The organism is Streptomyces albidoflavus, assembly GCF_000719955.1.
GTDB lineage: Bacteria > Actinomycetota > Actinomycetes > Streptomycetales > Streptomycetaceae > Streptomyces > Streptomyces albidoflavus.
In genome coordinates, this window is the sequence record NZ_JOII01000026.1 from 27554 (window position 1) to 48868 (window position 21315).

The following is a 21315-nucleotide window of genomic DNA, read 5'->3' on the forward strand; positions in this document are numbered from 1 at the left end:
CCCGCTCAGGGCACGTACGTGTGGAGCCGGAGCGTCCGCGAGCTCCAGCCGCCGAGCGCGGCGCCGCCGAGGTCGCGGTGGGCGGGGTCGAGGCGCAGCACGCCGTCGTCGGCGGGTCCCGCGGGCGGACCGGGCAGGTCGCGGGTGGCCCGGCCGCCGGGCTCCCAGGGGGTGAGGTGGAACGGCGCGGTGTTCAGCTCGCGGGGCGCGACCAGCAGGGTCAGCCAGTCGGTCGCCGAGGCGCCGGAGCGGTGCGTACGGCCCGGGGGCAGGGAGAAGACGACGGCCTGCCCGCCCAGGGCGTGCCCGGTGCGGCCGGGGTGGACGTGGTCGCCGGGGAAGAGGGCCGGGGAGCAGCCGTAGCGGTCGTTGAGGTCGAGCAGCGCGCACCACAGCGGCGCGTGGACCGCCCCGGTGTGCCGCAGCCGCACCGAGAGCACCGGCGGCCGGGGACCCTCCGGGCCCCAGGTGTACGGCACGACCAGCGTGCCGGTGCGGTCCGGGCGCAGGAGCCGGTCCGGCTCGTCCCAGAGGGCGATCTCCAGCCGGACGGCCGCGTCGTAGGGCGAGGGGGGAGCGGCCAGGTCGCGGATGCCGTGCCAGCGGGCCATCCCCACCAGCCCGGCCACCACCGCCGACGCCTCGCGCGGGCTCGTCAGCGGCAGCGGCGCGCCGAGGAACGGGCTGCCGTCCCGGCGCAGCAGCCGCACCCAAGTGCCGTCGAGGACGGCGCGGACGTGCGGGCCGGGCCCGGCGGGCGGGGCCGTCTCGGGGGTGAGCCGCAGCAGCGGAGTCGGGCCGCCGCCCGGCCCCGACCGGAGCACCGCCTGTTCCAGCGCCTCCCGGCCCGGCCCGCTGCCTTCGAGGGAGAGCGTGGCGGCGGGGAGGGCGAGCGCGGAGAGCGCCACCGGGTGGACGGTCGCGGGGTCGGGCACCCAGCCGGCCGGTTCGACCAGGGTGCGGGCCGGCTGGACGGCGCGGGCGGTCAGCCGGAGCCCCGGGAGCGGGGCCGCGCCGGGCCGGGGAAGCGTCGTGAACTCGGTGCCGGCCACCGCCGCCCCGCTGCCCTGAGGGAGCCCGTGGCCCGCCCCGCAGTCGACCTCCCAGCCCGCCTCGGCCCGGCGGAGCAGGAAGGGCGCGGTGGCGCCGCGGCGCGGGGCCTCGCCCAGGAAGGCCGTGTCGGCCGGGCCGTCCAACTCCGCCGGGTAGAGCGCCGGATGCTGGTCGTGCACCGTCCGCTCGACCCGCGCCCCGGCCGCCGCCAGCAGCTCCCGGTAGGTGCTCCAGGCCGGCGCCGCCGCCACCGCGTCGAGCAGCGAGACGCTGAAGGCGCCCCGGTGGCCGGTTCCGAGGGCGATCTCCTTGGCCGTCTGGTGGTTCTGGCAGGCGGCCAGCAGCACGTGCCGGCGCCGCCCTTCGGGGAGCGGCGCCGCGTCCCGTACGCCGGGGCCCGGTGTACGGACCCGCCAGTGCGGCGCGGGCGGTGTCCAGCGGACCGTGGCCGTGCCCTCGCGGGTGGCGCCCGCCGAGTGGCAGCAGTCGAGGCAGGCGGCGACGTGGGCGCCGGTGGCGGCGACGGCGTCCAGCAGCGTCCCGAGCTGCCGGTCCAGGAGCGGCCCGTCGTGGCAGGCCAGGGCCTGGCTGCGGCCGGAGGGTTCGGTCAGCAGGGCCGGGCCCTCGGCGTCGAAGGTGGTGCCGTGCCCCGAGTACCAGAAGAACACCGTGTCCCCGGGCCCCGCCCGCTCGGCGAGCAGGCGCAGTCCGCCGGCGACCGCGTCGACGGTCGCCTTCTCGTCGGCCAGTTCGGTGAGGTGCGCGGCGCCGCCGGTCCTGGCCCGCACCATCGCGCCGACGGCGGCGACATCGGCCAGGCAGCCGCGCAGGCTCCGCAGGGGCTCCGGGTAGGCGTCGATGCCGACGAGCAGTGCGTACGTCTCTCCCATGACCGGGATTGTGGCACCGGCCCGCCCCCCCGGGTGACGTGCCCGGCCCGACCGGTCGCCGCTCGGTCGCCACCCGGTGGAGTTCTGGTCGCGGCGCCGTGCCGGCCTCCGAAGTTGCCTAAGCGGGTGCGTACTTGACAGAGCGTCATTACGCTACGACTCCTGTCGCCCGGCCGACCCCCGGGCGCTCTTCGCAGCACGGACCCGGGGGCCCGCATGGCACACACCGAACGTTCCCGGCGCATCGTCGCGCCCGGGCCCGCCCGCGCGCCGGGCCGGGTCCAGGGCACCCCCGGCCGGGTCGTCGGTCCCGCCACCGGGAGGCCCCTCGCCGTCGGCGCCGGCCTCTTCCGGAACCGGTCCGCCGCCCTCCTCGGCACCGTGGCCCGGCTCGACCAGGCCGTCGACGAGGAGGCCGCGCGGCGCTTCGCCGAGAGCGTCGCCGGGGCGTACGCCGAGGAGTTCGGCGCCGTCCCCCTCGGCCTCGTCGCCCGCTGCCTGCTCGGCCCGCCCTACGTCGACCACATCCTCAACCTCAGCGGCGTCATCGTCCGGCACTTCGCCCCGCACACGGCGATGCCCGAACCCTTCGACCGCGCCCGCATGCTGGCCCGCTCCGACGGCTACCTCTACGTCGAGGTGTTCAGCGACGGCCTGACCGTCCCGGTGCGCCCCGACGGCACCGTCGTACGGCCCTGAACCACCGCGCGCCCGTCAGCGCGCGGCCTCACGAATCGGAGCATCCGCATGAACCAGGTGGACCCCCTCCTGCACCGCAAACTCCAGGAGGTCGGCAACCTCGTCTCCCACCTCGGGGAACAGGTGCGCCAGGTCTCCGGCCAGGTCGCCGGCGTCGACACCCGCCAGCAGCAGGCACAGACCGAACTCCAGCAGCTCCGCGCCGACTTCCTCGCCTACGTGCAGCAGGCCGGGCGCGCCTCCGTCGTCCAGCGGGCGGAGACCAGGATCGGCGTCATCAAGGACGACCTGGACCACGAGTTCGGCCACCACAAGACGGTCCGCAGGACCGCCGTCGGCATGCTCCAGGCGTTCGACACCGGGCTCGTCACCGAGGAGACCGTGCGCGGGGTCAGCGAGGAGCTGATGATCCAGACCCCCCGCTACTGGCTCGCCCCCGCCCTCGTCGCCCTCGCCTCCTGGGCCGCCGACGACCCCACGCTCTGCTCCCGCGCCGTCGACGAGGCGTTCCGCCGCTCCCCGGCCCACACCTCGCTCCTGTTCACCCTGGTGCTGCGCCGGCAGGGCCGCCAGGAGGCCGCGCACCGCTGGCTGCGCCACTACCTGCTCGTCCAGGACCCGGCGGCGCTCGGCCGGGAGTTCGCCGTCATCCTCGAAGCACTCGCCCAGGGCGCCTTCGGCCCGGCCGGGCGCGAGCTGCTCGCCACCACCCTCGACCAGTGGCAGCGCACCCTCCTCGACGACACGGCCGCCCGCGACCGGCAGGTCGCCCTGTGGCGCGCCGAGATCGACTCCCTGGCCGCCCCCACCGCCCGCGCCGACCACCCCCGGCTCGCCCAGCTCTCCCCGCAGTGGCCGCAGCTCGACGCGATCCTCGGCAAGGCCCGCGCCCAGCAGGCCCTCCTGGACCGCTACCGCGCGGTGACGGAGCGCGAGCCCGGCCCCTCCACCCGGCTGGAGGACGCCGTCGACGACATCCTCGACCAGCTCGTCGGCGCCTACGACACCGACGAACTGCCGCTCCGCCGCGACCTGGAGCTCCAGCACGCCGTCGTCGCCCACGACGGGGACATGGACGCCGCCCGCCGCGCCTACGACGCGCGGGCCGCCGCCTTCGAGCAGACCCTCGACTACCTGACCGTGCAGTCCGCCTCCGCGCTCGCCCCGGAGACCATCGGCACCTCGCCCGCCACCCGGCGCCTCGCCGTCGCCGCCTGCCGGGAGTGGCTCGACGAGGCACAGGGCGGCTTCACCCGCGACTACCGGGCCGCCCTGCCGCCGGCCGTCGAGGCCCGGTTCGACTCCACCCACTCGGTGGCCGGGACCATGTTCCACCTCCCGCCCTGGACCGGCTCGTTCAGCGACGGCCTGCCCGCCATGGAGCACTCCCTCGACGCCCACTGGGAGCAGCACGCCAAGTCCTTCCTCGACTCGCTCGCCTACCCGCTCCGGCGCCACCTGCTGATCCTCGGCGCCTCGGTCCTCGCCGTCCTGCTCGTCGTCGGGCAGATCAGCTGGCCGGTCGCCCTCGTCGCCGCGGGCCTGCTCGCCCTCGTCCGCGGCCTGCTCCTCCAGCAGCAGCACACCAAGGCCCAGGCCCTCCACCGCTCCGCCCGGCAGGCCCTGCACCAGGCCAAACGCGACAGCCTCCAGCAACTGCGCGCCGCCGGGGCCGAACTCACCGACTGGTACGAGAGCTACCGCGCCGCCGACGCCGTCGACGCCGACTGCCGGGCCTTCATCACCTCCCTGTCGGCCGCCGCGCCCGGCGGCTCCCCCTTCGAAGGCCGGGTCGTGGACCGCCCCGCGCCCGCCGCCCCGGCCGCTCCCGCCCCGGCCGGACTCGGAAAGGACTCCCACCGGTGACCACCCCTCCCGTCCCCGAACTGCCCGCCCAGCGCCCGCCGGTCACCCCGCCTGCCGCACCGCCCGCCGCCCCCTGGTCCACCCCCGCCGCCTCCGGCGCCCCGCTGCCCTGGGCCGGTACCGCCTCCCGGCCCGCCGGGGAACGCACCACCGCCCGGCGCCGGCAGACCGTCGACTCGCTGCCCGACTGGGCGCCCCTGCCGCCCGGCGAGCCCCTCGTCCGGCGGGGCGGACCGCGCCCGTGACCGGCTTCTGGGGCGACGGCGGTGCCTACGGCGCCTGGGTCGCCCACCTGCGGGAGTGGGGCGCGGGCGGCGACCCGGACCCGGCGGCCCTTCCCGCGCTGCGGCCCGAGGACTGGGCGGAGGACACCTGGCACCGCCTCGCCGTCCACCTCCAGGAGGCGGTGGCGGCCCGGTTCGGCCACTGGTCCACGGCGCTGACGGCCGCCGCCGCCGACCGCGCGGGCGCCGGCCCGGGCGCCTTCGGCCGCACCCTCGCCCACTCCCGCACCGGCCTGCGCAATCTGCGCCGCTTCACCGCCCACCCCGGCCTGCCCGAGCACGTCCGGGACGAACTGGGCGCTCTCGTCGACGAGTCGATCACCCGGACCCAGCAGGCCCTGGAGGAGAACCTCGACTCCCTGGCCGCCTCCGGAGTCCCGTCCACCGCCGTCGAGCTGATGCGCCGCGAGCTCCGCGACAACGCCCTCACCGCGGTCCTCGCCGAGGAGCGCGCCCCCGCGCCCGGACGCCCCCGGCGCGGCCTGCTGCGCCGCGGGTCCGCCGAGCCGGCCCCGCCCGCCCCGCCGCCCGACCCGTGGGGCGCGCCCCCGCCCGACGGCCCGCCGCGCCGCCGGATCATCCCCGGCTGAGCCCGGCCCCCCTCCGCCCCTCCCGTCACACGAAGGTTCGCCTCGATGCCCAACTACCGGGAAAGCCTCGGCCACCTGGAGAGCTTCGTCTCCGCGCGGGTCCCGCTGATCGCGCTGCGCACCATGGAGCAGCAGCGCGCCCTGCGCCTGCTGCGGGAGATCGCCTCCTCCCCCCGGCGCGGCTCCCTGCCGTTCACCCTCTACACCCGCGCCACCGGCCTGCGCGACCTGCGCACCAACGCGGCCGTCCTGGAGGACCGCTCGCTGACCGGCGCGATGGACTACGCCGCCTCGCAGTTCGCCGGGCGCACCAACGCCACCGTGGTCTTCGTGGAGCCGGAGGAACTGGAGGACGACTCGGCGTACACCCGGCACTTCGCGGAGCTGGCGCGGCTCGCCGACGAGAACATGGGCAGCGTCGTCCTGGTCACCGACACCCCGGTCTGGAGCGGCCTCCAGCGGCTCGGCATGACCCTCCAGCTGGACCTCCCCGACGAGGAGGAGCGGTACGGGATCATCTCCGGCTTCCTCACCGACCACCGGGACGTCATCCCGATCGCCTGGACCGAGCAGGACGCCCGGCGGGCCGCCGAGTTCCTGAGCGGCACCACCGAGGGCGAGTGCGTCAACCTGATGGCGACCGTGGCCGCCAAGGGCGCCATCGAACCCGACGACGTGCTGGGGCTGGCCCGCGCCAAGGACCGCATCTTCAGCGACCTCACCGGGCTGGAGAAGGTGCCGCTGGGGGAGGGCGAGTACAGCGTCGGCGGCCTCACCAGCCTGCGCAAGTGGCTGCGCCGCAAGGAGCAGCTGCTCCACGAGGACCTGCGGGGGACCGGGCTGCGGCCGCCGCGCGGCGTCATGCTCGTCGGCGTGCCGGGGTGCGGCAAGTCCCTGTCGGCCAAGGCGATCGCCAGCGAGTGGCGGCTGCCCCTGTACCGGCTGGACATGGCGAGCATCCAGGGCAAGTACCTCGGCGAGTCGGAGGGGCGGTTCCGCGAGGCGCTGGCGATGGCCGACCGGGTGGCGCCCTGCGTCCTGTGGATCGACGAGATCGAGAAGGGGCTCGCGGGCAAGGACGACATCAACGGCGTGCAGCAGCGGATCATCGGCCAGTTCCTCTACTGGCTCCAGGAGTCCTCCTCGCGGGCGTTCGTGGTGGCCACCGCCAACGACATCCGCAGCCTGCCGCCGGAACTGCTGCGCAAGGGCCGGTTCAACGAACTCTTCTTCGTCGACCTGCCGGACGCCGAGGACCGGCGCGAGATCATCCAGCTCTACCACCGCCGCTACCTGGGGCGGGCCGCCGAGCCGCGCGAGCTGGACCAGCTGGCGGACCTCTCCGAGGGCTTCGCCGGGTCGGACATCGAGGCGGCCCTGCACGAGGTCGGCGAGGAGGCCCACCTCCAGGGCGGGCTCGACCGGCTCCCGCCCGGCCTGGTCGGCGACACCTTCGCCAACACGGTGCCGCTCAGCCGGACCAACCCCGAGCAGATCGAGGAGATCCGTGCCTGGGGCCGCGAACGCGCCCTGCCCGCCGGGCGGGGCGGCGGTACCGGCGAGGGCCGCCGGCCGGCCCGCCGCCGGATCGTCTTCGCCGACGACTGAGCCGCGCGTATCGCCGTAAAGGGTTCGACCCGATGTGGAATCTGTCATTCCAGGTCGGGTGGGACCACTTGTGCCGCCACCCCTTGTGAGGGGCCCGGCTTTACGGTTTCTTGATCTCCGCGTACCGAACGCCGACCGCGCCCCCGGGTGCGGACACGACAGCGGGGAGCAGGCAGATGACCGAGACGGACGGCGCGGCGACGGCGCCACAGGCGGCGGACCCGGGCCCGCGCAAATCGAGCTGGAAGTACATCGGCCCGGGCATCGTGGTCGCCGCCACCGGTGTCGGCGCGGGCGACCTGGTGGCCACCCTCATCGCGGGCAGCAAGTTCGGCTACACGCTGCTGTGGGCGGCGGTCATCGGCTGCCTGGTGAAGATCTCGCTGGCCGAGGCGACCGGCCGCTGGCACCTGGCCACCGGCCGCACCATCTTCGAGGGCTGGCGCAGCCTGGGCCGGTGGACCACCTGGTACTTCGCCGTCTACATCGTGGTCTGGGGCTTCGTCTACGGCGCCACCGCGATGTCCTCCTCGGCCCTGCCGATCGTGGCGCTCTTCCCCGACGGCCCCGGCCTGAAGGTGTGGGCCGCGATCACCGGCATCCTCGGGCTGGTCTTCGTCTGGTTCAACCGGTACGCGGTCTTCGAGAAGGCCATGACCGTGATGATCGGCGTGATGTTCGTCGTGGTCGTCTACGTCGCCGTCCGCGTCGGCCCGAGCCTGCCGAAGACCTTCGCGGGCCTGGTCCCGGCCCTCCCGGACGGCTCGCTCCTCTACACCCTGGGCATCGTCGGCGGCGTCGGCGGCACCATCACCATGGCGGCCTACGGCTACTGGGTGAACGCCAAGGGCTGGACCACCCCGGCCTGGATGAAGGTGATGCGCCTGGACAACCGGGTCGCCTACGTCACCACCGGCATCTTCGTCGTCGCCATGCTGATCATCGGCGCCGAGCTGCTGCACTCCACCAACATCGTGCTGACCTCCGGCGACAAGGGCCTCGTCGACCTCGGTGACGTCCTGGAGCAGCGGTTCGGCTCCGCGACCGCCACCCTCTTCCTGGTCGGCTTCTTCGCCACCTCCTTCTCCTCCCTGATCGGCGTCTGGCACGGCGTCAGCCTGATGTTCGCCGACTTCGTCGAGCGGCTGCGCAAGGAGGCCGTCCGCGTCGAGACCGCCGAGGCGGGCGGCGCCGCCGAGGTCGCCACGGGCGAGCGGGAGAAGTCCGTACCGTTCCGCGCGTACCTGCTGTGGCTGACCTTCCCGCCGATGGCGCTGCTCTTCCTCGACCAGCCGTTCGGCCTGGTCCTGGTCTACGGCGTGCTCGGCGCCTTCTTCATGCCCTTCCTCGCCTTCACCCTGATCGCCCTGCTCAACTCCGGCCGGACGCCCGGCGAATGGCGCAACGGCTGGCTCAGCAACATCATGCTGGCCGCCGCCGGGCTCCTCTTCGTGGTCCTGTGCGTCCAGCAGATCCGCGAACTCTTCTGAGAGCCTGAAAAACCGTCCCGGAGCTGCCCCTGGAGGGCCTCGGGACGGCCCTGAGCGGGGTCGCGGCCGGGTGTACGCACCGGGCCGCGACCCCGCCGCCGTGACGGCCGGGGCGGGCCGTCCAGAGGCCGCACGCGCCCCCACCGAACACCCTCTGACCTGGGCATTCACCGGTACCCGGGCTACCTTCCCGGTACCGCGAGGAGAGGGGACCCCGATGGGAGACACCGGTGCGACGGAGAGCGCGTACGGCACGGACCGGGCCGGGCCGGGAGGGCGCGAGGTGCGGACGGCCGAGGACGTGCTGCGGTTGCTGGACGGGCTGTTCACGGACGGCGTCGACCGCTGGACGACCGCGGCCGGCGCGCACTGGGACGGCTTCTACGCCGACCGCGAGCGGCCCGTCCCCTTCTTCGCGGCCAAGCCCGACGCCAACCTCGCCCGCCACCTCGCGGCGGGCCCGCTCCCGCCCGGCGGCCACGCCCTCGACCTGGGCTGCGGGCCCGGCCGCAACGCCCTGCTCCTGGCCGCCCAGGGGTACCGGGTCGACGCCGTCGACCTGTCACCGGCCGCCCTCGGCTGGGCCCGCGAACGCGCCCGCGCGGCCGGCGCCGCGATCCGCTTCCACCTGGGCGACGCCTTCGCCCCCGACGCGGCCGGCCTCACCGGCCCGTACGACCTGATCCACGACTCGGGGTGCTTCCACCACCTGCCGCCGCACCGCCGGGTCAGCTACCTCGCCCTCCTCGGCCGCCTGCTCGCCCCCGGCGGCCACCTCGTCCTCACCTGCTTCGCCGCCGGGGAGGAGGGCTCCGGCACCTCCGCCCCCGACGCCGAGCTGTACCGCCACCCCGAGCGGCTGCGCGGCGGCCTCGGCTACACCGCCGGGCAGCTGCGGTGGATCTTCTCCGGGCTGGAGGAGGTGGAGCTGCGCCGGATGGACCAGGAGCCGGAGGACTCCCCGTACTTCGGCGTGCCCTTCCTGTGGAACGGCCTCTTCCGCAGGCCCTCGGCCTGACCGGCGGGCGCCCCTCTGTACCCTGCGCGGGTGCCCGGTACCCCGCTCCACCCCACGCGCCGCCAGCTCACGGTCCTGTGCGGGCTGGCCCTGGTCTGTCTCGGCTGGTACGCCGTCGAGCCGGTCCACCCGGACTGCCTCGTCCTCTCCGGGGGGTACGCGCCCGGCGACGCTCCGCCGGCCGAGAGGTACGTGGCCCACCAGGAGGCCTACGAGCAGGCGGTGTCGGACGGCGCGTGCGGGCCCGCGCGCCCCCGGTTCCGCACCTGGACCGGCTGACCCGGACGCACCGCAGCGCCGCCGGGGGAGCGGCGGCGCTGCGGGGTGCGGGGGAGCGGGCGGGTGCCCGGCTCCGGGGTTACGGCAGGTCGTCGACGTGCGGGCCGACCACGTTCGACCAGGCGTTGCCGGTGTCGGCGTCCCAGTTGGTCGACCAGGTCATGGCGCCACGCAGCGCCGGGTAGGTCTTCTCCGGCTTGAACGAGCCACAACCGGTGCCCCGGGTCAGGCAGTCCAGCGCGTCGTTGACCACGGAGGGCTCGACGTAGCCGCCGCCGGCCGCCTTCGGGGAGGCGGGGACGCCGATGCCGACCTGGGAGGCGTCGAGACCGTTCTCCAGCTGGATGCAGGCGAGCGCGGTGAGGAAGTCGACGGTGCCCTGCGCGTAGACCTGGCCGTCGCAGCCGAGCATCGAACCGCTGTTGTAGTACTGCATGTTGACGACGGTCAGGAAGTCTTTCGTGGCCAGCGCCGTCTTGAAGTACTCGTTCTCGGGCGACTGCATGTCGATGGTCTGCGGCGCCATGGTGAGGACCAGCCCGTCCCCGGCCTTCTCGTGGAGCTTGGTGAGGGCCTCGGTCATGTAGGTGGAGTTGAGGCCGTTCTCCAGGTCGATGTCGACGCCGTCGAAGCCGTACTCCTCCATCAGCGCGTAGGTGCTGTCGGCGAAGCGCTGGGCGGAGGCGCTGTCGTTGACGGCGACCGCGCCCTTCTCGCCGCCGACCGAGATGATCACCGACTTGCCGTCGGCCTGCTTGGCGGCGAGGTCGGCGCGGAACTGCTCGTCGGTGTAGCCGCCGAGCCCGGCCGAGTCGAGGGTGAAGGTGATCTCGCCCGCGTTGGCCGTGGCGTCGGCGAAGGAGACGGCGATGATGTCGTAGGCGTCCGGCACGTCGGCGAGGGTCTGCACGGTCGCGCCGTTGTTGAAGTTCTGCCAGTAACCGGTCACCGCGTGGGCCGGTACGGCGGCCGGGGCGGCCTGGGCGGCGGGGGCCGCCTCGGCGGCGGTCGCGGGGCCGGTGAGGGCGAGCCCGGAGGCGCCGAGGACGGCCGCGGTGAGGGCGGCGGTCAGCCGGCCCCTGCGGTGGAGGCCGGGCGTGGAGGGGCGCCGGCCGGGGTGCGGGAGGGGGTAGGTGCGTGCCACTGCTGCCTCCGGTGGGGGGAGTCACGGACGTGGGGGGACGCGCCGACGGGGCCCGCCACCCGGGAGGGGGCGGGGAGTTGGCGCACGGTGGCCACCGCGATGGGCACCAAACTGGTCCAGACCAATGGGGTTGTCAAGGGTTCCCGCAGGGGTCGGCCGAGGAGTCCGTACGGCCGTCCGCCCGGAGCGGCCGCGACCGGCCGCCGCTCCCTGCCAACCGGTCAACTTCGGCGATTGTGCATACGATTCCGGCCAAGTTGGCGGATCAGCGCCGGCGGAGACCCGGCGGCGTGATCCCGTCTGATCCGGACGAACCCGGTGGTGGCGCCGGGGAAAGAAGCGGTACGGACGCACGTGTGGCGGGGTGAACGCCGGGAACGCGCCACCAACGGCGGACGAACACCCTTGACCGGAGCGGAAGATACCGAAGGAGACGCCCCAACACCGGTGTGTCGGGACAGTTTTGTGGCGATGATGAGGGGCGTCGGGCCCGCGCGGCCGGACAGCCGGACCGCCCCGCCGACGAGGGCGGACGGACGGCGGGCGACCGCCGGGCAAGCACGCGGGCGGCCGGGCCGGCCGCCGAGGGGATCGGGGGTGTCCTGGATGCCGACCGCCGTCGCGGTCACCAGTCCTGAACTGGTGCTGCCCTCACCCGACCGGCACACCCCGCCCGCCGCCATCCTCCAGTCCGCCGAACCGGGCGAGCGCGGCGGCAGCCTCGACCGCACCCTCGCCGAGATCCACACCCTCGTCGAGCAGCACGGCCACGTCCTCGTCGTCCACCCCGCCGCCGCCCCGCCGGCCCTCGTCCACCGGCTGCACGCCGCCCGCGCCGCCCTGGAGACCGACCGGCTCGCCCTGGTCGGCGTCGACCTGCCCCCGCTCGGCACCGCCCTGCTCGCGCTGCAACTGCGCCAGCTCTCCATCTGCGACTTCTCCCCGGGCGTCCTCGCCAGCGCCGCCCGCCTCCTCGCCCACTACCTGCACGCCGGCGCGGTCCTCGGCTCCGTCGCCCGCCTCGACCAGGTCCCCGTCGGCCTCAAGGCGCACGCCAAGTCCTGGCTCCCCGGCAGCCAGTTCGCCGTCCTCGCCCGCCCCGAACCCCAGCTGGTCCGGCTCTCCGGTGACCAGGACCCCGGACTGAAGGCCCCCGGCTTCCCCACCCGCCTGGTCGTCGCCGAGGGCGGCCTGCCCGCCGAACGCGTCACCGGCGCCCTCGCCCGCGCCTGGCACGTCCGCGAGGTCACCCCCACCAAGCTCCCGGCCGCCTCCGCCGACTGGTGGGGCACCTCCAAGCTCACCGAGTTCGCCGCCGCCATCCCCGACATCTCCGTCCTCTACCAGCTCGTCTCCTCCGTCCGCCGCGAGGAGTGCCACTGGTGCGGCCTCGAACTCATCGGCGACCGCTGCGCCTTCTGCGCCGCCCCCCTCCCGCCGCCCGGCGAACGCGGGCGCCGCGCCCTGCCCGCCACCCGCCCGGCCCCGGGCCGCCTGCGCGGCCGCGAACCCGCGCCCGCCCTCGCCAGGACCGCCCCGGCAGCCGCCGGCCGGGCCCTGCCCGCCGCCCGCGACCCCCGCCTCGCCCCGGCCCTGGACACCGGCGCCGCCCCGCCCGGGACACCCCAGACCCCGGCCGGACCCACCGGCGGCCCCGCCACCGGCGTCCACGCCCTGCGCCCCGCCCAGCGCGAGGCCCCCGCCGACTGGGGCCCGCACCGCCCGTACGAGGACCCCCACCAGCCCCCGCCGCCGCCCCGATCAAGGAATCCCCGCCCATGAACGCACGCCAGCGTCGAGGTGTTCTGCTGCTGCTCCTCTCGGTGCTCTGCGCCGTCGGAGCCTTCGCCGGAGTGCTCTCGGTCGTCCGGGACGTCAACGCCAAGGTCGGCCCGGAGGTCCCCGCCTACCGGCTGAAGACCGACGTCGCCCCCTACAAGGAGCTGAGCGCCGACCAGTTCGAGAAGGTGTCGATGCCCGAGCGGTGGCGCTCCGAGAACGCCGTCACCGACCTGCGCCAGATACGCGGCAAGATCGCCGTCACCACCCTGCGCCAGGGCTCCCTGCTCCAGACCGACATGATCGTCGCCCGCCCCGAGGTCCGCCCCGGCGAGCAGGAGATCGCCATCATGATCGACGCGGCCACCGGCGTCGCCGGCAAGATCACCCCGGGCTCGGACGTCAACATCTACGCCACCTTCAAGGCCGAGAACGACGGCGAGAAGGACCAGTCGCGGATCATCGTGGAGAACGCCCGCGTCATCGACGTCGGCAAACTCACCGCCCTCGAACCCGACCAGGACGACCGGCGCCGCCAGCCCGTCGACGCCGTCCCCATCACCTTCGCCCTCTCCGCCGCCGACGCCCAGCGCGTCGCCTACGCCGAGTCGTTCGCCGCCCACGTCCGCCTCGCCCTGGTCGGGCCCGGCAGCGACGAGGGCCTGCGCCGCGGCGACCGTACGTACACCCTCGACGAGGACAAGTGAGAGGCGGCCGATGACGCTGCGCATTCTCCCCGCCGCCGGTGACCAGGACGCCGCCCGCGTCCTCGCCACCCTCCTCGCCCAGCTGCCCGACGCCGAACCGGCGCAGGCCCTGCCCGACTCGACGGCGCTGCTGGACACCCTCGCCGCGCTCGCCGCCGAGTCCCTCGACGAGCTGCCCGAGGTCGTCCTCGTCCACGAGCGGATGGGCCCGGCCCCCGCGCTCGACCTGGTCCGCGAGGTCACCCGGCGCTTCCCCTCGGTCGGCGTCGTCCTGCTCACCACCGACACCGGCACCGCCGTCATCACCGCCGCCATGGACGCCGGGGCGCGCGGCATCGTCGCCCTCCCGATGAGCTACGAGGCGCTCGCCGAGCGCGTCCAGGCCGCCGCCGTCTGGTCCCTCGACATGCGCCGCCACCTCGCCACCGGCAGCGGCCGCGAACTCCTCGCCGCCGGGGGCGGCGGCCGCGTCGTCACCGTCTCCGGCGCCAAGGGCGGCGTCGGCACCACCCTCACCGCCGTCCAGCTGGCCCTGGCCGCCCAGGCGTCGGGCCGCTCCACCGCCCTCCTCGACCTCGACCTCCAGTCCGGCGACACCGCCTCCTACCTCGACGTGCAGTTCCGCCGCTCGGTCGCCGACCTCGCCGCCATCCGCGACGTCACCCCGCGCGTCCTCGCCGACGTGGTCTTCACCCACGAGAGCGGCCTCGCCGTCATCCCCGCCCCCGCCGAGGGCGAACGCGGCGAGGACGTCACCGACCGCACCGCCCGCCAGGTCGTCACCGTCCTGCGCGGCCGCTACGACGTGGTGATCGTCGACTGCGGCACCCAGATGGCCGCCGCCAACGCCGCCGCCGTCGAACTCGCCGACGAGGCCCTCCTCGTCCTCACCCCCGACGTGGTCGCCGTCCGCGCCGCCAAACGCCAGATCCGCCTCTGGGAACGCCTCCAGATCCGCAAGGCCGAGGAGACCACCACCGTCGTCAACCGGTACGGCAAGGGCACCGAGATCAACCCCGCCCTGGTCGCCCGCATCACCGGCACCCGCGTCGCCCGCACCACCGTCCCCGCCCACTACCGCGAACTCCAGTCGGCCCTGGACGCCGGACGCGTCCAGGACCTCGACGCCAAGTCGACCGTCAAACAGGCCCTCTGGGGCCTCGCCGGCGAACTCGGCCTCGGCCCCCGCGAACCCGACCGCCCCACCGGCCGCAAGCGCCGCGGCGCCCACGGCGACCGGGGCGCCGTCACCCTGGAGTTCGCGGGGATCTTCCCGCTCGTCCTCGTCGTCCTCGCCCTGCTCTGGCAGTGCGCCCTCTACGGCTACTCCTACACCCTCGCCGGAAACGCCGCCGACGAAGGCGCCCGCGCCGCCACCGCCGCCCACGCCGCCGGCGACTCCGGCCCCGCCGCCTGCCGCACCGCCGCCACCCGCCACCTCCCCTCCGCCTGGTCCGGCGCCGCCGTCACCTGCACCGACGCGGGCTCCGTCTGGCAGGCCACGGTCAAGGCGGACGTGCCGCTGTTCTTCCCTGGGGTGAATCCCGGGTGGAAGGTGACGGGGCGGGCGGGGGCGGCGTTCGAGGGGGAGCGGTGAGGGGGCGGACCCGGCAGCGGTCGCCGAGGAGGCCCGACGACCGAGGCGCCGCCATCCTCGAATTCGCCGGCTTCCTCCCCGTCCTCCTCCTGATCGGCCTCGCCGCCATCCAGCTCGGCCTCGTCGGCTACGCCGCCAACCAGGCCGGCTCCGCCGCCCGTGCCGCCGCCCGGGTCGCCTCGCAGGAGGACACCGGGGCCGGGGCGGCGGCCGGCCAGGCGGCGGTCGGCGCCGGGATGGACGTCAGCTTCAGCTGGGGCGGCGGGGACGGGACCACCAAGGCCACCGCCGCCGTCAAGGTGCCGACCCTGCTGCCGTTCGTCGGCGACGGCTGGACCGTGACCCGCTCGGCCACCATGCCCGACGACGACCGATGACCCCGCCCGCCCCTGCCCGTACCCCGGCCGCATCAGGCCGCCCGGCCCCCGCCCGAGGAGGCGACACCGTATGAGCCTCAGGTCACGTATCACCGGCCCCGAGGAGCAGGGGAGCGCCCGGCCCGGGCGGGAGGACGGGCACCTGGTCGCGGTCTTCCGGGCCAAGCTGCTGGAGGAGATCGACCTCGCCGAGATGTCCTCGCTGGCCACCGCCGACCGGCGGGCCCGGCTGGAGCGCGTCCTCGGCCACATCATCAGCCGCGAGGGACCGGTCCTCTCCGGCGCCGAACGCACCCAGCTCATCCGCCGCGTCGTCGACGAGGCACTCGGCCTCGGCGTCCTCGAACCACTCCTCGAAGACCCGTCCATCACCGAGATCATGGTCAACGGACCCGACGCGATCTTCGTCGAACGGGCGGGCCGCGTCGAGCAGTTGCCGATGCGGTTCGCCTCGCACGAGCAGCTGATGCAGACCATCGAACGCATCGTCTCCACCGTCAACCGCCGCGTCGACGAGTCCCATCCCATGGTCGACGCCCGGCTCCCCTCCGGCGAACGCGTCAACGTCATCATCCCGCCGCTCTCCCTGACCGGCGCCACCCTCACCATCCGCCGCTTCCCGCGCGCCTACACCCTCCCCGAGCTGATCCAGCTCGGCTCCCTCGACGAACACCTGCTGATGCTGCTCGCCGCCTTCGTCCGGGCCCGCCTCAACGTCATCGTCTCCGGCGGCACCGGCAGCGGGAAGACCACCCTGCTCAACGCCCTCTCCGGCCTCATCCCCGGCCACGAGCGCATCATCACCATCGAGGACTCCGCCGAACTCCAGCTCCAGCAGGCCCACGTGGTACGCCTCGAATCCCGCCCCGCCAACGTCGAGGGCAAGGGCCACATCACCATCCGCGACCTCGTCCGCAACTCCCTGCGGATGCGCCCCGACCGCATCATCGTCGGCGAGGTCCGCGGCGGCGAGACCCTCGACATGCTCCAGGCCATGTCCACCGGCCACGACGGCTCGCTCGCCACCGTCCACGCCAACAGCGCCGAGGACGCCCTGATGCGGCTCCAGACGCTCGGCTCCATGGCCGAGGTGCAGATCCCCTTCGAGGCGCTCCGCGACCAGATCAACTCCGCCGTCGACGTCGTCGTCCAGCTCAGCCGCGCCGCCGACGGCTCCCGCCGCCTCGCCGAGATCGCCGTCCTCGTCTCGCACGGCCGTGAGCCCTTCCGCATCGCCACCGTCTCCCGCCACCACCCCGGCCCCCCGGGCCCGGACCGCGCCGCCCCGGGCTGGTTCGAACACCTCCCGCTGCCCCGCCCCGTCGCCGACCGCCTCCACCTCGCCGGAGAGGGCGTACCCCCCGCCTTCGGCGTCACCGACACCGCCGACCCCGCCCACGTCCGAGAGGCGCTGGCATGACCGACCCCACCCGCCTCGCCCTCGGCGCCGCCCTGCTCTGCCTGCTGCTCGCCGTGGCCGGCGTCCACGTGTACGCCTCCGGGCGCGCCCAGCGCCAGGCCCTGGTCGACCGGCTCTCGGCCACCTCCGCGCCCCCCGCCGGACGCGGCCGCCGCTTCACCGGCATCGACCGCCGGGTCCGCCGCACCCGCCTCGGCCGGGACCTCTCGCTGCGCCTCTCCGCCACCGGACTCGACGTCACCGTCGGCGAGTTCACCGTCTACGCCCTCGCCGCCACCGCCGCCCTGTGGCTGATCGCCACGGCGGCCCTCGCCCCCTTCTTCGGGCCGATCGCCGCCCTGGCCGCCGCCTGGGGCGCCGTCGTCTTCCTCAACTGGCAGCGCCAGAAGCGCATCGAGGCGTTCATCAACCAGCTCCCCGACGTGGCCCGGCTCCTCGCCAACGCCACCGCCGCCGGCCTCGCCCTGCGCACCGCCCTCGCCATGGCCGCCGAAGAGCTGGAGGCTCCGGCGGGCGAGGAACTGTCCCGCGTAGCGGACCAGTTGGCGCTGGGAAGGTCGGTCGACGCCGCCCTCGGCGAACTCGCCGAACGGCTCCCCTCCCGCGAGCTGGTCGTCCTCGTCACCACCCTGGTCCTCTCCAACCAGGCCGGCGGCACCGTCGTCTCCTCGCTGCGCAACCTCACCGCCACCCTGGAGGAGCGCAAGGAGACCCGCCGCGAGGTCCGCACCATGCTCTCCGAGGTGCACGCCACCGCGCTCACCGTGCCCGCCCTCGGCCTCGGCTCGCTGCTGCTCATCAACTCGCAGAACGAGGGCGCCCTCGCCCGCGTCACCGGCTCCGCCCTCGGCCAGATCCTCATCCTGATCGCACTCGGCCTGTACGCGGTCGGCTTCCTCGTCATCCGCCGCCTCGGAAAGATCGAGGTCTGACCGTGCCCACCCTCGCCGCCGGCCCCACGCTCCAGTCCCCGCTGCTGGCGCTCGGCCTCGCCCTGCTCGCCGCCGCCGCGGTGGCCGCCGCCCTCGCCGCCCTGCGCCTGCTGCGCGGCGAGGCGAAACTCCCCGACGACCTCGCCGTCGCCCTGGAGTCCGGCGCCGCCCGCGTCTCCACCGCCGAGTCCGCCGTCGACCGGCTCGGCATCCGCTTCGCCCCGCTCGTCCTCCGGCTGATGGGCCCGCGCCGCGTCGACGCCAAACGCCGCCGCATCGACATGGCCGGCAACCCCGGTGGCCTCACCCTCGACCGGTACGCCGCCCGCCGCTTCGTCTACGGCGTCTTCGGCCTCGTCCTCGGCCTGGTCTTCCTCACCAACGACTCCACCCTCTTCGCCCTGCTGACCTTCGCCTTCGGCCTCACCGCCGCCGACGCCCTGATCTGGCAGGCGGTCCGCGACCGGCGCGAGGTCATCGACCGCACCCTCCCCGATGCTGTCGCTGATGCCGCCGCTGCTGTTCTGCTTCGCGATGATCGCCGGTGCCTTCGCTCCCGGGGTCGCCACCGTCTTCTTCCGGTTCCTGGGCCCACTGACGGTCCTGCTGTCCGGAGCCGTCTTCAACGGCCTGCTCGCTCTCAATTCCGACCACGTGCTGTACGTCCTGCCTCCCCTCGGAGTTCTGATGGCGCCCATGGTGCTGCGCCGCATTCCCCGAGTGCACCCGGACAGCGCGAAGAGAGGGGAGCGGGGCACGTGAGCGGCGAGCGCGGAGTGCGGAGAGAGGAAGGGCGTGGAGCCACCGATTCCGCATTGTTATCGAACGGGGCTCGTGGGGTTGTTGGGTTCTCGCGTAGGTTCAGACCAACGAATTCGCGTCAGCAAAGGCTGTGGCTCCGTGTCCTGTACCGGAGTCTGGCCGCGGCGCGGATCACGGGGCCCGGGGTGTCGTGCGGTGGAGGGGGCCGCGCGACATGCCCGCCCGGCCTCCGCTCCGGTCCGGATACGTCAAGTCGAGGACCGCAGCCGACGTAACCCGTGCGGGTGGAGCGCGTCCCACCCCGCACTCGTGCCCCACGTGCCCCACGGGCCGGGAAATCCGCCGGTGGGAGGGGTCATGCCGCTCCGGGCGGGGCTCCCCGGTGTGTCGCTGGGCAACTCCGGAGCGTAATTTTTCTGCCGGAATGCACGCAGCATCACTTACGAAGGGTTATGGTGGAAACCCCCCCTCGGGCCGGTCCGTAACCCCCCCCACGGACCGGCCCGCTTTCTTGGGTACGGCGTGCACCGCCCGTACCGCGAAGGGCGCCCCTCCCCGAAGGACTCGGTGGAGGGGCGCCCTTTCCGCTGTGCTCAGCTCCGGTCGGCCCAGATGTTGGTGCCCGGTGTCGAGACGGCGAAGGAGTCGATCTCCCGCAGCTCCTCGTCGGTGAGCGGCGGGCCCGAGAGCGCGGCCACGTTCTGCTCCACCTGGCGCGGGCTGGAGGCGCCGATCAGCGCCGACGTCATCCGCGGGTCCCGCAGCACCCAGCTCAGCGCCAGCTGCGCCAGCGACTGGCCGCGTTGGGCGGCGATGTCGTTGAGGCCGTTGAGCCGGCGGGTGACCTCGTCCGAGAGGAGGTTCGGGTCGAGCGACTTGCCCTGGGTGGCGCGCGAGCCCTCCGGGATGCCCTTCAGGTACTTGTCCGTCAGCAGCCCCTGCGCCAGCGGCACGAAGGAGATGCAGCCCATGCCGGCCGCCTCCAGCGTGTCCAGCAGGCCGTCGTCCTCGGTCCAGCGGTTGATCATGGAGTACGAGGGCTGGTGGATCAGCGGGCGCACCCCCATCTCGCGCAGGATGCGGGCGGCCTCGGCGGTCTGCTCGCTGTTGTAGGAGGAGACGCCGACGTAGAGCGCCTTGCCCTGCTGCACCGCGCTGGCCAGCGCGCCCATCGTCTCCTCCAGGGGAGTCTCCGGGTCGAAGCGGTGCGAGTAGAAGATGTCGACGTAGTCGGTGCCCATCCGCTTCAGCGAGGCGTCGAGCGAGGAGAGCAGGTACTTGCGCGAACCCCACTCGCCGTACGGGCCCGGGCGCATCAGGTAGCCGGCCTTGGTGGAGAGGACCAGCTCGTCGCGGTACGGGGCGAAGTCCTGCGCCAGGAGCTTGCCGAAGTTCAGCTCCGCCGAGCCGGGCGGCGGGCCGTAGTTGTTGGCCAGGTCGAAGTGGGTGATGCCCAGGTCGAAGGCGCGGCGCAGGATCGCGCGCTGGGAGTCGAGGGAGCGGTCGTCGCCGAAGTTGTGCCACAGCCCCAGGGAGATCGCCGGGAGCTTGAGGCCGCTGTGGCCCGTGCGCCGGTACTCCATGGAGTCGTAGCGGTCGGCCGCGGCGGTGTACGCAGACGTGTCGGTCATGGTCACGAAAGTACGCCAGGGGCGCCGGTTCTTCCGAAGGAGTTCCTTCCGCTTGTCCGGAAGGGCCAGTTGGGGCCCGTCGGCCGGGCCCGCGGCCCCACCGCACCCCCGGGGCGCGGTGCTATCGTCTCCACGGCGAACCCGGCGCATCCCGACGCGGCCACGCACCGCGCGGAGCGAGAAGCAGGCCCGCGCCACCTCTCCGGAACGTCCCCCCCATCGTCAGTGGGCGGAGCCGTGTCCGCCGGGACGAGCAGCCCGCTTCCGCGGGCAGGAGCGGCGACCAACCCGACGACGGACCCGGACGGCACAGCGATAGTGTGGCGGCTTCGGTGACCGGTCGATCCCAGGAGGGGCTGAACAGACGTGAATCTGCGCGACCTGGTGTACAAACTCTACGCACGCCGGGTGGAAGGCCGCCTCGATCACGACCAGGTCCCCGGACACATCGGGGTCATCCTCGACGGCAACCGGCGCTGGGCCAAGGCGTCCGGCGGCACCACGGCGCAGGGCCACCGGGCGGGCGCCGACAAGATCACCGAGTTCCTGGGCTGGTGCGCCGAGACCAAGGTGCGCGTCGTCACCCTGTGGATGCTCTCCACCGACAACTTCGACCGGCCCGAGTCCGAGCTGACCCCGCTCCTCGGCATCATCGAGGACTCGGTACGCGGCCTCGCCGCCGACGGCCGCTGGCGCGTCCACCACGTCGGCACCCTGGACATGCTCCCCGACCGGACCCGCACCGTCCTCAAGGAGGCGGAGGAGGCCACCGCCGCCAACCAGGGGATACTGGTCAACGTCGCCGTCGGCTACGGCGGCCGCCAGGAGATCGCCGACGCGGTCCGCTCGCTCCTCCTCGACCACGCCGAGCGCGGCACCTCCTTCGAGGAGCTGGCCGAGACCGTCTCCATCGACTCCATCTCGGAGCACCTCTACACCCGCGGGCAGCCCGACCCGGACCTCGTCATCCGCACCAGCGGCGAGCAGCGCCTCTCCGGCTTCATGCTCTGGCAGAGCGCCCATTCGGAGTACTACTTCTGCGAGGTCTTCTGGCCCGCCTTCCGCAAGGTCGACTTCCTGCGGGCGCTGCGCGACTACGCGTACCGCAACCGCCGCTTCGGCGGCTGACGCCCCCCTCCGCGCCACTCGGACTCCCGGTCCCGGATCTCCCTCCGGCACCGGGAGTTCA

19 protein-coding genes and 1 pseudogene are annotated in these 21315 nt (G+C 74.3%); 17 read left to right on the forward strand and 3 right to left on the reverse strand.

From position 1 onward, the window contains the following. Positions 1-5: 5 nt before the first annotated feature. On the reverse strand, positions 6-1943 hold the full coding sequence (locus IF45_RS0123025; RefSeq protein ID WP_030309311.1) for a caspase family protein: 1938 nt from the start codon (positions 1941-1943) through the stop codon (positions 6-8). A 216-nt stretch (positions 1944-2159) separates the two neighbouring features. Between IF45_RS0123025 and IF45_RS0123030 the strand changes: the two genes are divergently transcribed. The 8 genes from IF45_RS0123030 to IF45_RS0123065 all read left to right on the forward strand — a co-directional run bounded on the left by IF45_RS0123030 (position 2160) and on the right by IF45_RS0123065 (position 9777). After that, positions 2160-2642, forward strand: a complete 483-nt coding sequence (locus tag IF45_RS0123030) for a hypothetical protein (RefSeq protein WP_008414847.1) — start codon at positions 2160-2162, stop codon at positions 2640-2642. Between the two features lie 48 nt (positions 2643-2690). Continuing rightward, positions 2691-4508, forward strand: coding sequence for a hypothetical protein (locus IF45_RS0123035; protein WP_030309314.1), 1818 nt, complete (start codon positions 2691-2693; stop codon positions 4506-4508). Continuing rightward, positions 4505-4753, forward strand: coding sequence for a hypothetical protein (locus tag IF45_RS0123040; protein WP_030309316.1), 249 nt, complete (start codon positions 4505-4507; stop codon positions 4751-4753). The genes IF45_RS0123035 and IF45_RS0123040 overlap by 4 nt, the downstream gene beginning before the upstream one ends. Beyond that, a complete protein-coding gene (locus IF45_RS0123045) occupies positions 4750-5382 on the forward strand; it encodes a hypothetical protein (protein WP_030309318.1) in 633 nt (210 codons plus the stop codon). The genes IF45_RS0123040 and IF45_RS0123045 overlap by 4 nt, the downstream gene beginning before the upstream one ends. A 45-nt stretch (positions 5383-5427) precedes the next feature. Continuing rightward, complete coding sequence (locus tag IF45_RS0123050; protein WP_030309320.1) at positions 5428-6990, forward strand: AAA family ATPase; 1563 nt, start codon at positions 5428-5430, stop codon at positions 6988-6990. Between the two features lie 176 nt (positions 6991-7166). Beyond that, complete coding sequence (locus IF45_RS0123055) at positions 7167-8480, forward strand: Nramp family divalent metal transporter (RefSeq protein ID WP_003948285.1); 1314 nt, start codon at positions 7167-7169, stop codon at positions 8478-8480. A 217-nt stretch (positions 8481-8697) separates the two neighbouring features. Then, positions 8698-9498 carry a class I SAM-dependent methyltransferase gene (locus IF45_RS0123060; protein ID WP_015507826.1) on the forward strand — a complete coding sequence of 267 codons (801 nt, stop codon included), beginning with the start codon at positions 8698-8700 and terminating at the stop codon, positions 9496-9498. 30 nt (positions 9499-9528) lie between these two features. After that, complete coding sequence (locus tag IF45_RS0123065) at positions 9529-9777, forward strand: hypothetical protein (protein WP_008409470.1); 249 nt, start codon at positions 9529-9531, stop codon at positions 9775-9777. A gap of 79 nt (positions 9778-9856) precedes the next feature. On the opposite strand, the gene IF45_RS0123070 is transcribed toward IF45_RS0123065, so the two are convergent. Next, positions 9857-10921: a chitinase gene (locus IF45_RS0123070; protein WP_008409472.1), complete on the reverse strand. Its 1065-nt coding sequence runs from the start codon at positions 10919-10921 to the stop codon at positions 9857-9859. 606 nt (positions 10922-11527) lie between these two features. On the opposite strand from IF45_RS0123070, the gene IF45_RS0123075 reads away from it, so the two are divergent. From IF45_RS0123075 to IF45_RS33420, 8 genes and pseudogenes are all read left to right on the forward strand, one after another. After that, the gene (locus tag IF45_RS0123075; protein ID WP_030309323.1) at positions 11528-12703 is read left to right on the forward strand and encodes a hypothetical protein; all 1176 of its coding nucleotides are present in this window, start codon (positions 11528-11530) and stop codon (positions 12701-12703) included. Then, the gene (gene cpaB, locus IF45_RS0123080) at positions 12700-13407 is read left to right on the forward strand and encodes a Flp pilus assembly protein CpaB (RefSeq protein ID WP_008409170.1); all 708 of its coding nucleotides are present in this window, start codon (positions 12700-12702) and stop codon (positions 13405-13407) included. Before IF45_RS0123075 ends, cpaB begins: the two co-directional genes overlap by 4 nt. Before the next feature lie 10 nt (positions 13408-13417). Beyond that, a complete protein-coding gene (locus tag IF45_RS0123085; RefSeq protein WP_008409171.1) occupies positions 13418-15004 on the forward strand; it encodes a CpaE/TadZ family protein in 1587 nt (528 codons plus the stop codon). Continuing rightward, entirely contained in the window at positions 15001-15381 is a 381-nt protein-coding gene (locus tag IF45_RS0123090) for a TadE family protein (protein ID WP_030309325.1), read from the forward strand. The genes IF45_RS0123085 and IF45_RS0123090 overlap by 4 nt, the downstream gene beginning before the upstream one ends. Positions 15382-15451: 70 nt before the next feature. Then, positions 15452-16801, forward strand: a complete 1350-nt coding sequence (locus IF45_RS0123095; RefSeq protein WP_030309329.1) for a TadA family conjugal transfer-associated ATPase — start codon at positions 15452-15454, stop codon at positions 16799-16801. After that, the gene (locus IF45_RS0123100; RefSeq protein WP_030309330.1) at positions 16798-17733 is read left to right on the forward strand and encodes a type II secretion system F family protein; all 936 of its coding nucleotides are present in this window, start codon (positions 16798-16800) and stop codon (positions 17731-17733) included. Before IF45_RS0123095 ends, IF45_RS0123100 begins: the two co-directional genes overlap by 4 nt. Before the next feature lie 2 nt (positions 17734-17735). Further along, positions 17736-18257 (forward strand): annotated as a pseudogene (locus IF45_RS34030) (DUF5936 domain-containing protein); the annotation flags it as partial. Beyond that, entirely contained in the window at positions 18229-18495 is a 267-nt protein-coding gene (locus IF45_RS33420; RefSeq protein WP_030309331.1) for a hypothetical protein, read from the forward strand. The pseudogene IF45_RS34030 and the gene IF45_RS33420, both read left to right, overlap by 29 nt. A 593-nt stretch (positions 18496-19088) precedes the next feature. Here IF45_RS33420 and mgrA read toward each other — a convergent pair. Further along, a complete protein-coding gene (gene mgrA / locus IF45_RS0123115) occupies positions 19089-20126 on the reverse strand; it encodes an L-glyceraldehyde 3-phosphate reductase (RefSeq protein ID WP_030309332.1) in 1038 nt (345 codons plus the stop codon). 366 nt (positions 20127-20492) lie between these two features. Here mgrA and IF45_RS0123120 point away from each other — a divergent pair, with 366 nt between their 5' ends. Continuing rightward, positions 20493-21254 (forward strand): isoprenyl transferase, encoded by a 762-nt coding sequence (locus IF45_RS0123120; protein WP_003948261.1) that lies wholly within the window; start codon positions 20493-20495, stop codon positions 21252-21254. The last annotated feature ends 61 nt before the right edge of the window (positions 21255-21315 follow it).